This window comes from Vibrio sp. 1F253 (assembly GCF_041439295.1).
Classification (GTDB): Bacteria; Pseudomonadota; Gammaproteobacteria; order Enterobacterales; family Vibrionaceae; genus Vibrio; species Vibrio tasmaniensis_A.
The window spans coordinates 1-10,285 of record NZ_JBGONU010000079.1 but is presented as its reverse complement, the minus strand read 5'-3'; the positions used below and the strand labels follow the sequence as shown (position 1 = coordinate 10,285).

12 protein-coding genes and 1 pseudogene are annotated in these 10,285 nt (G+C 39.7%); 9 read left to right on the top strand and 4 right to left on the bottom strand.

Going from position 1 to position 10,285, the window contains the following annotated elements:
- From ACED28_RS21970 to ACED28_RS21945, 6 genes and pseudogenes are all read left to right on the top strand, one after another.
- Positions 1-248 (top strand): hypothetical protein (locus tag ACED28_RS21970; protein WP_371710746.1); only part of this gene is annotated, 248 nt, incomplete at its 5' end.
- A gap of 37 nt (positions 249-285) precedes the next feature.
- A pseudogene (locus tag ACED28_RS21965) lies at positions 286-671 on the top strand (hypothetical protein).
- 78 nt (positions 672-749) lie between these two features.
- Positions 750-1,085 (top strand): hypothetical protein, encoded by a 336-nt coding sequence (locus ACED28_RS21960; RefSeq protein WP_017060514.1) that lies wholly within the window; start codon positions 750-752, stop codon positions 1,083-1,085.
- A 54-nt stretch (positions 1,086-1,139) separates the two neighbouring features.
- Positions 1,140-1,583 (top strand): lytic transglycosylase domain-containing protein, encoded by a 444-nt coding sequence (locus ACED28_RS21955; protein ID WP_017060513.1) that lies wholly within the window; start codon positions 1,140-1,142, stop codon positions 1,581-1,583.
- A gap of 352 nt (positions 1,584-1,935) precedes the next feature.
- Positions 1,936-3,063, top strand: a complete 1,128-nt coding sequence (locus ACED28_RS21950; RefSeq protein ID WP_076646386.1) for a site-specific integrase — start codon at positions 1,936-1,938, stop codon at positions 3,061-3,063.
- A complete protein-coding gene (locus ACED28_RS21945) occupies positions 3,060-4,364 on the top strand; it encodes a tyrosine-type recombinase/integrase (protein WP_371710745.1) in 1,305 nt (434 codons plus the stop codon). Before ACED28_RS21950 ends, ACED28_RS21945 begins: the two co-directional genes overlap by 4 nt.
- Positions 4,365-4,473: 109 nt before the next feature.
- Here ACED28_RS21945 and ACED28_RS21940 read toward each other — a convergent pair whose 3' ends face one another.
- Together ACED28_RS21940 and ACED28_RS21935 are read right to left on the bottom strand one after the other, a co-directional pair.
- Positions 4,474-5,328 carry an EamA family transporter gene (locus ACED28_RS21940; RefSeq protein WP_055318962.1) on the bottom strand — a complete coding sequence of 285 codons (855 nt, stop codon included), beginning with the start codon at positions 5,326-5,328 and terminating at the stop codon, positions 4,474-4,476.
- The gene (locus tag ACED28_RS21935; RefSeq protein WP_048664376.1) at positions 5,325-6,095 is read right to left on the bottom strand and encodes a class I SAM-dependent methyltransferase; all 771 of its coding nucleotides are present in this window, start codon (positions 6,093-6,095) and stop codon (positions 5,325-5,327) included. The genes ACED28_RS21940 and ACED28_RS21935 overlap by 4 nt, the downstream gene beginning before the upstream one ends.
- Positions 6,096-6,310: 215 nt before the next feature.
- Between ACED28_RS21935 and ACED28_RS21930 the strand changes: the two genes are divergently transcribed.
- The 3 genes from ACED28_RS21930 to ACED28_RS21920 all read left to right on the top strand — a co-directional run bounded on the left by ACED28_RS21930 (position 6,311) and on the right by ACED28_RS21920 (position 8,167).
- Positions 6,311-6,841: a hypothetical protein gene (locus ACED28_RS21930; protein ID WP_131825226.1), complete on the top strand. Its 531-nt coding sequence runs from the start codon at positions 6,311-6,313 to the stop codon at positions 6,839-6,841.
- A gap of 194 nt (positions 6,842-7,035) precedes the next feature.
- Positions 7,036-7,506 (top strand): LysE family translocator, encoded by a 471-nt coding sequence (locus tag ACED28_RS21925; RefSeq protein WP_242658944.1) that lies wholly within the window; start codon positions 7,036-7,038, stop codon positions 7,504-7,506.
- A gap of 139 nt (positions 7,507-7,645) precedes the next feature.
- Complete coding sequence (locus tag ACED28_RS21920) at positions 7,646-8,167, top strand: GNAT family N-acetyltransferase (RefSeq protein ID WP_076646378.1); 522 nt, start codon at positions 7,646-7,648, stop codon at positions 8,165-8,167.
- A gap of 189 nt (positions 8,168-8,356) precedes the next feature.
- Here ACED28_RS21920 and ACED28_RS21915 read toward each other — a convergent pair whose 3' ends face one another.
- Together ACED28_RS21915 and ACED28_RS21910 are read right to left on the bottom strand one after the other, a co-directional pair.
- On the bottom strand, positions 8,357-9,262 hold the full coding sequence (locus ACED28_RS21915; protein ID WP_371710744.1) for a DUF4209 domain-containing protein: 906 nt from the start codon (positions 9,260-9,262) through the stop codon (positions 8,357-8,359).
- A 29-nt stretch (positions 9,263-9,291) separates the two neighbouring features.
- Positions 9,292-10,089 carry a hypothetical protein gene (locus ACED28_RS21910; protein ID WP_371710743.1) on the bottom strand — a complete coding sequence of 266 codons (798 nt, stop codon included), beginning with the start codon at positions 10,087-10,089 and terminating at the stop codon, positions 9,292-9,294.
- Between the last annotated feature and the right edge of the window lie 196 nt (positions 10,090-10,285).

Sequence of the window (10,285 nt, the reverse complement as noted above, 5' to 3'; positions counted from 1 at the left end):
TTCCTCAGCGTACAGAGGGAGAAGAGCACGGCTTTTCTCTTACGCCGTGTAGCGACATTACCTTAGCTGAACTCAAAATTGCAGGATTTACTTTGCGTGATTCTAAGTTCTACCCATCCACTCAGGCTGAGGTTGAGAAGAGTATCTTGCACCACTTTAAAATAGGGGACTTAACTGACAATTTTATTGTGAAGGATGTATCAACCCCTTCGAGATCCCTCTTTTCGTTTCACCGTTGCCCGTTTTAATTCTTGGGATATTTTTTAATAACGTAAGGAGTAAGTGATGAAATATCTCTCTCACTATATTCAAGCCAAACAAACGCAAGCATTTAATGAGGCGGGGCGTTCTTTGCTTTTTCTAATAAGCAGCTCGATGGAGAAAAAAAAGAGGGCGTGAAATATGCGTCATTAGGTATGGGTTTAATTTGCCCTGTTGATAATGCGAAGCAATTAATGACCCGTTTAGATTCTATTGCTCAAGAAGGGATCGTCGAAGACATCGAAGAGAATGGTAAAAAAGCGATCATTCGCCGTGAGCTATTCAATCACGAGTGTTTCTATACCAATGACATTTGTGATTGTGTCGAAAAGCTCGAAGGGTATGGCATTTCTTACGATGAAGTGTATGAGGTGTTTAATCACATTCGTAAAACGGAAGACGTTTATTAAACGCTAAAAGTAAAGCGCCTTGATATTTGCTGTATCAAATATCAAGGCAAATTCAATTTAAATACAGGGGTAAATAAAATGAACATTAAAAATGTTACATCAGGTAACGAAGAAACAAAAGGAAAAAATTATTTTTGTACGGCTGTGCCGTTTGATCTTGGCAAAGTTGTTTGTACACAAGGCATTGCTGAACTGCTAAATAACAATATTGGTGTGAATTTACCGATTTACTTACATCGTCACCAAAATGGTGATTGGGGAAATGTCTGTGTTGAAGATAAACTTACCAATGACGAAGCCACTAAGACAGGCGAGCGGGTTTTATCCAGTTATACCATTTGTAATGAACAAGTTTGGATAATTACCGAGCGTGATCGTAGTTGCACTACGATTTTACTCCCTAATGAATATTGATGACGTCAATTCACGCGATATAATGGAGTTCCTTTGGACTCCATTTTTTAGCTTATGAAAAAACTAATCTTATTATTGTCGGTATTTCCAAGTGTCGGGTATTCGTTTTGTTTTGATGAAGCAGGACAACATTATAATGTTGATCCAGATTTGCTGCGATCGATAGCACAAGTTGAAAGCAGTCTTGATCCTCATGCTTATAACGAAAACAAAAATAAAAAAGGTCAAGTAACCAGTCGTGATTTTGGACTCATGCAAATTAACTCTAGTTGGTTTCCTCGACTGGTTGAATTTAATGTCAATGAAACCAATGTCTACGAACCTTGTTTTAATGTTTCATTAGGTGCGTGGGTATTAAGCTCTAACTTTGCCAGCCATGGTTATAATTGGAATAGCGTAGGCGCTTATAATGCAGGATTTCTTAAACGTACCGAAAGCGCCAGAAAAATATACATCAAAAAAGTTCAAAAAGTCTATTATCAGTCGCCATTAAAATAACCTTTCTTGCACCGTAATGGTGCAGCGCTAGTTGTGTCACGATCTTCTTTTTCCGTTTTACATTCCTTCCCTAATGGTCTCAATCACCCTAGGTTCAATCGCCAACGGTTCGGCTTTTGAGCTCGACGTTCCTAAAACACCCCCCAAGAAAACAAACTAGATGCAGACTCATTGGAGGTCATTGTTACCGCTTGGGAATCATCCACACCCTACGTCATAATCTGGCGATTATGGGTGGTTGTCTGTTTTAAATTATTGAAATTTATTGGTATTTAGTTTTTGTTTTTTAGTGTTATGGCATGTTTGACAGCGTTCTACGGTTCAAAAGTGCCCCTGTAAACAGGAGCTTGAAATGGAAAAAATATCTCTTACTCAGCGATTTGTCGAGCGCGTTAAACCGACTTCGACCACACAAGAATACTATGATTCCAAGGTGTCTACGTTGTATTTACGAGTCTACCCGTCAGGGAGGTGCGTGTTTTTCGTTCGTTTTCAGCACAACGGATTGAGGCAAAATCATAAGCTAGGTTGCACGTTAGATTACTCATTACGTCAAGCAAGACGAGAAGCCTTGCTGTTTGTTCAGCAGGTGCGCAGTCCGAAAATTGAAGCATTGCCCTCCATAACGCTACAGGCGTTCGGCCAAGAGTTTTTTGAGCGTTATCCTCGTCATTGGAAACCTCGCACTTTGAAAAAGAACGAAAGTGCCTTTCGTCTTCAGATCGCCCCTTATCTTGGAGATAGGGAAGTACAATCCATTGTTCGAAATGATGTTGAGCAGTGGTTTGCCCAGTTAAGCCATGTGAAAGGCTCAGCCAACCAAGCGTTAGTGTTGCTGTCGGTTATGATGCAACAATGTGAAACGTGGGAATATCGTCCTAAAAATACCAATCCTTGCCGTGGTTTCAAGCGTTATAAAGAGGGAGGGGGAGAGCGCTATCTTAGTAAAGATGAATTGCGACAACTCTGGCGAGTGTTAGACACGTTAGAGGGCGATAACCCGGCTAAGGTCATGATAATACGTTTGTTGATATACACAGGTTGCCGCTCATCGGAAGTGAGAACCTTACAATGGAAAGAGTACCGAGGTGGTCACTGGCATTTACTAGACAGTAAAACGGGGGCGAAAACGGTTTACCTTTGCTCACAAGTTAGAGCTTATCTTGATGCATGGCAATCAGAGAGTCCTTACCTGTTTCCAGCCCCTTGTAACACTCAACCCATATCCACCAATCAGTTGGGTATATTCTGGCGACAGGCTCGCCAGTTGGCAGGATTGGAAGGTGTACGTTTGCATGATTTACGTCACACCTACGCCAGTATTGCCATTCAGTCGAAGGTAAACTTGATCGTGCTGAGTCGCCTTTTGGGGCATGCTGAAGCGGAAACGACGCTAAAGTATGCACATTTGGGACGTGATGACGTGTGTCAGGCGGCTTCTCATGTGTCGGGTGTACTCGTTAAAGGTATGCGCTCATGAAGTCACTGTTATTCACTTCTAAAGTGATTCAATCACTTCATTCGAAAACTCGGACGTATACGGTGTGGGATACTCAAGTGCCAGCGTTAGGGGTTCGAGTTTATACCGATGGTCGCCGTTTCTATGTGACTCATTTATCCGTTCCTAATAAGACGTTGGCGGCAGTGGGGCAACTGACACTAAAAAAAATGAGACAACAAGTACAAGCTTTACAGGCCTCTTTTTTAGACAAAGAGACGAAACCTATACGGTTGATCCGCTTCGATGCTTTGGTGAAAGAAGAATGGACGGAGAAGGTCTGCAAGGGATGGAAACTGAGTACGCAAGGGACAGCGTCGAGCGCCTTAAAAAGGCATTTGTTGCCCGAGTTTGGACGTTTTCCTGTCAGCCGTATTGATTCGTGTCATGTACATCGTTGGTTTGATGAACTTAGCCAGATTTACGCAGGAGCAGCTAATCGTAATCTTGATGTGCTTCGTTCAATCTTCAAATATGCGGTGAAGCAAGGCTATTGCATGAACAACCCTTGTGACGGTCTTAAGCAAAATCGCAAAAAAAAGCTCAATCGTTTTTTGAGTTTGGATGAGTTAGCGCGACTGCAGAAGGCATTAATGGTGATCAGCCAGCAAGGTGATCTGGAAGCGTGCTGTTGCCAGGTGCTAAAGCTGGTGCTGTTAACGGGGTGTCGAATTTCTGAGGTAACAGGCCTGCAATGGTCTTTTGTTAAAGGCAGGGAGTGGCACTTGCCGGACAGCAAAACGGGTGCGAAGGTGGTGTATGTGGGCAAGGAAGCGCAGCAACTCCTTTCAGACATACCACAGCAAGTATGGGCGCATCGTAGCGAATCACACGATGATGTGTTTATGCCCTTGCATCGTTTTGTGAGTCGGTCGACTAAGGTTAGTATGGTCTGGCAACAGGTGCGAGCCTTAGCCCATATCGAGGATGTTCGCATTCACGATTTGCGCCATACCTTTGCCAGTTATGCGGTGTTAGAGGGGTATCCTATCCCAATGGTGTCGAAACTGTTGGGTCACACGCGTATTTCATCCACGCTTCGTTATGCTCATGTGGATGATGCGCAGGTCTCACAATCTGCTGAGGCGATAGGGGAAGTTATTAGTGGAATATTATCAGACCAGCTTGTGAATAACCCTAAAACTCGAAAAGTGAGAGCCTCCAAACCTAAGCCGACGAAATCTCCCCCTAAACGCAGAGGAAGACCTATCAAATTAATACCGGAACTGACCGATGAGGAGGTTGAATGGTTTAGATATGAAGTGGATTTTTGGGAATGGTGATTAAAATATCTGTCGGAATAACATAAGTACATCAAATTTTAAGGTTAGGTTTTTTGGTGAAGTTTGTGTTTTGGAGAGTCACACTTGGAGTTCTGTAAATAAGTGTACGTTATGAAGCCAAAGTCAAAATGCCAAGGGTGGCGAGTAAACAAGAGACTATTTTCCTTGTAAGGTTAGTGTGCTCTTTTAAAAAGAAGTAACCAAAAAGAATATCGAGGATAAAGGCACCTTGGAATAAAGCCATGACTAAACTAAAAGCGCTAGTGTTGAGCACTTTTAAGAGAAGATAGTAGCTTGCCGTGCCACAAGTAGCTGTTATTATCGCGTTAGCTAGAACTTTTTTGATTAACCCATAATGAACTTTAAATAGTAGAGGCGTCAAAAGAGCAGTTCCAGAAAAACCGATGAAAAGGATAATGCTAGAGGGTAAGTAGATCGTAAGCACTTTATCAATACCTATAGCTATAGTGAGAAAGATTGGGGCGAGCCACGCGTGAAAATTGTTTGAAAAAAGAAGACCTATTTTGTTATTTTTACTGATGAGTAGTGAGGCGATAAGTATGAGCATAACGCCCACTATTTGAAGGAAAGTAAGTTTCTCATTTAAAAAGCTAACTCCGAAAATAGCACTCCAGATTATCTTTGTTTTAGATATTATAGAGACAACGCCTAATTCAATTGAAGTACGAGCCCTGAAGGTCGAGTATGCAAAACCCATCCACGAGAAAATACTGAATATACTCAAAACCAACAGCTCCAAAAGTTTACTTGTATTGTCGAGTGTTGTGGGGATTTGTTTGATTTCGAATGCAACAAACAGCGCAGCTAGTACACTGCATGTTATTTGATAGGCTAGTAAGTACTCATTGCATAAATTATTTTTCTTAAGGAAGATTCGTGATATCCATTTGTCTAATGAACTTAAAATAATAGCTATAGCTAGTATGGAGTATGAACTTATCATTGTTTCTCAATGTGAATCGAGGTCTTGCATTTTATGAGTTCAAATAGTTTCCGGTTATTGGGGCTACTCTCTTCTCCTTTAGTAATAGCAACGTGATTATAATCAGTTTCAATTTTAGCTATGACATTTGGAATGACGCTTTGAAGCATGAGTAATTCGAAAACCAATTTACTTAAAGGAGTTCCGGGGAAAAACTCTTTCTTTTGAAACTCGCCCGGCCAATGCGCCCATCCCCAATCTTCTATGATGTATATCCCACCTGATTTTAGATAAGGGAATGATGTCAAAAAGGCGGCTTTTGTTGGTTCATATAAATGGCTGCAATCATCAATAATTAGGTCTACATTTTTTTTGGGGAAGTGTGATTCTAATATTTGAATGAGCTTGTCTGTATGATCTTGCTTTACTCCACAATAAGGTTCTATTACAGAGTGTGCTGAAGATCCCTTTCGGTATTGACTTAAGGCTGGGTGTTCTTGGCGTTCGTCTATGCCTATGATGGAGTCAGGGGTGAAAATCTTATCGAGTAAAACGAGACTAGCACCGTGATATAACCCAAACTCAATAATGTTCTTTGGAGTCAAAGGTGCACAGATTCGTGACATTGATTTGGCGAATGAAGGATCTTTAACTAGAACGAAATTATTTTCCGTAGTTCTCTTTTTGGGACTTCCCCAAGAAACCAAATTAAATCCAACTTCATCAATAGAGAAGTGTTCTTCATTATGCCAGCGTATTTTATCCCAAGGGTCACTATAGTTATCCATATCTTATATATGCCTGATAATTTTTGACCTGTGATTCTAGGGTATGTATTGATTTTCAATTAATAAATTATCAGTTAATTATTAATTCAATCGATATTAGTGGTTTAGTTTACCGTAAGTGATTTTATGTTTTCGGTGAAATTATTATGGTATCGAGGTACTTATTCCGTAGTTACTTATCTATGGGTAAAATGTGGCCTCAATTGAGGACACCTTTGGCATTAGCAATCCTACAAGAGGGAGATAAGTTAATAATGCTCTATGGTTCTTTTAACTTGAATGAGTTGGAGTTGAGTGACAATCAGACACAGATGTTAGTGGAAACCGCTATCAGAGAACACAAAAAATATAATCTACCAACGAAATATTTGACGCTTGAAAGTATGACGCTCGAATGGGGAAAAAGTCTTAAAGCGGCAAATACTCTCGTTGATAGCTTTGATCAACAAATTACAAGTAGGTCTGCTCATAGCAGAGTTAATTTTCTGAGACATAAAAGTAGTTCCGAATTTTTTGAAGTAATTGAGAGGAATATTTTCTTGCTTAAACAAGATGAAAATTCTGCCAAAAAGTTTCGTGAATCATTTGCTTCGGTGAATGGTAAAGAAGTTAGGTGTACTCTGGTCGCAAAGATGAGAGATAAATTACTCGCGGTTCGAGGGGATCAACAAACGGAATTTCATCAATTGGCTGCCTTAGGGTTGGAGAAGAGAAACTTCAATATGGAAAGTAATATTGGAGAATGAAATGGTTAAAAATAGAAGGGAGTTTGAATAATAATGACTTCAAATACGGAATTGTTTACCTACTTAGTTGTTACTTTGTTATATGCGTTCATGCCCGGTCCGGCGATGCTTTATAGTATTGCTCAAGCGGTGTCAGGAGGGAAGAAAGTAGGAATAATGGCAGCTTTCGGCCTCATATAGGAGGGTATGTCCATGTGATTTTAGCTGTATTAGGTTTGTCTTCGGTGCTTTTAGCTAATCCTACTCTCTATTCCGTCATTCAAAAGTTAGGAGCTCTTTACCTCGTTTGGTTGGGGTTCCAGCGTATCTATCTAACTAAAAAGTTAAGGGTTACTTCTCGCGAAAATAATATGGTCTCTCCTAAAAGAACTTTCATTGAGAGTGTCATCGTCGATGTCCTGAACCCTAAAGCCGCAATTTTTTATCTTGCTTTTTTGCCACAGTTTGTGAATGAAGTAGGTAGTCTTGCTGTTTGGCTGCAATTACTTATTTTGGGAGTTTTTACGAATTTAATGTTTAGCAGCGCGGATCTTTTAAGTGTTTTGATGGCTAGTCATCTACATAAAAGGTTTCAAGCAAGAAGTCACTGGGTTGATTTTTTCTCAAGGTGGTCTGGAAGTATTTTTATACTGTTAGGTGTTATGGCCTTGGTAAACTCTTCGTGAGTTTAGGGCCACTGCTCAATTTAAATTTGCAAGTTTCAAAACTGAATACACAATCAAAACGTTCATTACTGGCATGTAATACCAAGTGGATAAATTTAACTTTCTGGTGTTTCGCCCGTTAGCTCTTACGAGGATGAGTATGAAAATCGTATATGAAATTAATGTGACCGAAAAGCAGCATAAAGAAATTATGATGTTGCGGAATCAATCATTTCCAAAGCATCAAGTTGGGCGTTCCTACTTTAAACAACTCCCTCACCTTCGTGCGCTACAGTATGAAGGTGATGTGCTTGTCGGGTATCTCGGATTAGATTATCGGGTAATAAAAGTTGGGAATGAAGTACACAAGGTTTTGGGGATAGTCGACTTTTGTGTTGCTGAACATTATCGAGGTCATGGTATTGGTACGTTGATGTTATCCGAGGTTTCCTTGTTTTGCGAAGGTAAGGGGGTAGACTTCATCATTCTTGTCTCAGAGCTGCAAAGTTTCTATTCAGCACGAGGGTATATTCAAGTTAAGGGAACCAATTCATGGTTAAGGCTTCATGAACACACGAATTATGGTGTTGCTGTTGAACATGTTGATGAGCTTTATATAAAGCCAATGAATGCAAAGAATTGGGGAGATGGCCATATTGACTGGCTTGGCTATATGTACTAACTACAAAGGACAACCAAACGTTTGAGAGTCTCAAGATACTTCGTCTAACCTTATGGTTTAATGTAAGGTGCCTAAGCTGTTTGTGTCCAAGAGTTTCTTAGGTTGAATTTCTACCCTTGGCACTTTCTAGCTTGAAAGTGCCCCAAAAGTTGTTAGCTCCGTCGAAATATCTAGGTTCAATTATGGCGTTTAATCAGGTTGTACTGGAGTTTGATAAAGAGTTACTGCTCTTAAGAACCACCACCATACATAAATAGCACCATATGATTGACTACTTTGATCATCTATTATCCCATGTGCCACTTTGTTTCGGAAATTAAAGCCATGTCTGTCAGAGAATAGCGCCTCTATTTCAAATTTAAGAAACGAGTCTAGTATTCTATGTTTCTTAGATAGCTTTAGTAATAAAGATATACTCTTTTCGCCCTCACAAGCAGTGTTAATGGTGACTGTTGGAATTCCTGATTCTTGCAGGATGAAGCGGAGCATGCTCTCAATCAATGGACAAATAAGCATAAGTGAAGTTGAAAAATCATCGCAATAGCCAAACCATAGAGCATTTGTTGCTAATGCGCGTTGCGACGTTGGAATAATTAAACAGTTGTTGATTAGTTCAGAAAAGTATTCTTTATCAATGTTGTTCCCATTTTTTAGAGTATGTAAAGCAGGCAAAATACTTCCTGAAGCCAAAAGGTTACAGCCTCTTTGGTAAGACTGAACCCATTGGGCGTATCGAGCTTCTGCGGAATGAGTGGGGTAGCTACCTAATAGCTTACCGCCTTCATCTGTAAAAGAGATAGAACCGCAAAAAGTGCGAACAAAAAATCCTTGGTCTTTTTTTGATTCAAAGTATAGGGTTCTTATATTTAATAGGTTTACGCCTTGAATAGAAAAAATAGCTTCAAAAGACTGATCATGCATGGCTCTTTTAGTCTGCGTGATCATATCAGTTAAATCTAAATTATGGATTTGAGCTGAGACCTCGAATTGCTTGGTTATATCTTCCCTAGTTTTAACTAACTCATTCTCTATTTTTTGCTCTAATGAGTCGATGTTATGCTTTGTCTTATATTTTCCGTCGAGGCTTTCAAGCAAACTTAATGCACTTCGAAAGTGCTTAGCAGTCAATAGGTGACTGTTGCGCTCTCTTTCTTGAATTGCCCAGCGGTAGTAGGTATCACTACACTATATAGGTGTTTGATTTCATTTTTGTTTAGAGATGAAGGTAAGCTTCTATTGGCAATCTTTAGAAGTAACTCCCAGTAGCTTATAGCGATAGAGTAATTTTTTTCACTGATTAGAGTATCAATCGCTTGTTTTACCAACTTGGTAAGCTCTAGAGAATGCAGTGAGAATACTTTTTTAGGCTGTTTAATTAGTAAACGAGCAACAATGAAAGCTAGATCGTCCTGTGCTGCTGCACTTATTAAATTATCAATAATGCTTTCATATGCTTCCGGAACGTCTGCCCACGTAGCTAAAGCAATAGCTCTTTCCCAATAAGATTGATCATTAAGTAAATTTTCAATTGGGAAGCTTTGATATGAAATGAGTGCTTTCTTCGCATTTGTAAAATTTTTTTGGGTTGTTGTAGACCAAAGGTAATCATAGAATTTTGCACTTAACCAATAGCAACTAACCTCTTCAATGATTTGTTCTAAATACGGTAATTCCTCCTTTTTTATATCGTTATAGTTCCATACGCTCATTCTCTCTAACGCCATTTCTTTGAGCTTAATTTTATGAATGGAAAGAACCACTAGGTTTTGTAAGGCGGTAGAATCAACATGATCTAAACTATCTTTATGCTCTTCGAATAAATCATTTAGTTTTGATGAGTAAAGGAATTCATCATGATAAAAATGCTCATCCTTAAAGAAGACTCTCTGGATACTTTTTATGATATCAGGGGGAAGCAACATAATGTCCTAAGTAGATATACGTATGAGTATATTAACGTATGTTTAATCCTTTATCTTTGAGAAAAGCCTAATTACAAACACGGAATTGTCCAAAAGCCTCTCAGGTTGAATTTTTACCCGTGGCACTTTCTAACTCGAAAGTGTCGGGTGGACGACACTTGTTACCAAGTGCCGTCTCCCTAAGAACCCAGCGTGC

What these genes read in the sequence shown, in the direction of transcription:
- ACED28_RS21960 (WP_017060514.1), top strand. Translation starts at nt 750, where the DNA reads ATGAACATTAAAAATGTTACATCAGGTAACGAAGAAACAAAAGGAAAA.
- ACED28_RS21955 (WP_017060513.1), top strand. Translation starts at nt 1,140, where the DNA reads ATGAAAAAACTAATCTTATTATTGTCGGTATTTCCAAGTGTCGGGTAT.
- ACED28_RS21950 (WP_076646386.1), top strand. Translation starts at nt 1,936, where the DNA reads ATGGAAAAAATATCTCTTACTCAGCGATTTGTCGAGCGCGTTAAACCG.
- ACED28_RS21945 (WP_371710745.1), top strand. Translation starts at nt 3,060, where the DNA reads ATGAAGTCACTGTTATTCACTTCTAAAGTGATTCAATCACTTCATTCG.
- ACED28_RS21940 (WP_055318962.1), bottom strand. Translation starts at nt 5,328, where the DNA reads ATGATAAGTTCATACTCCATACTAGCTATAGCTATTATTTTAAGTTCA.
- ACED28_RS21935 (WP_048664376.1), bottom strand. Translation starts at nt 6,095, where the DNA reads ATGGATAACTATAGTGACCCTTGGGATAAAATACGCTGGCATAATGAA.
- ACED28_RS21920 (WP_076646378.1), top strand. Translation starts at nt 7,646, where the DNA reads ATGAAAATCGTATATGAAATTAATGTGACCGAAAAGCAGCATAAAGAA.
- ACED28_RS21910 (WP_371710743.1), bottom strand. Translation starts at nt 10,089, where the DNA reads ATGTTGCTTCCCCCTGATATCATAAAAAGTATCCAGAGAGTCTTCTTT.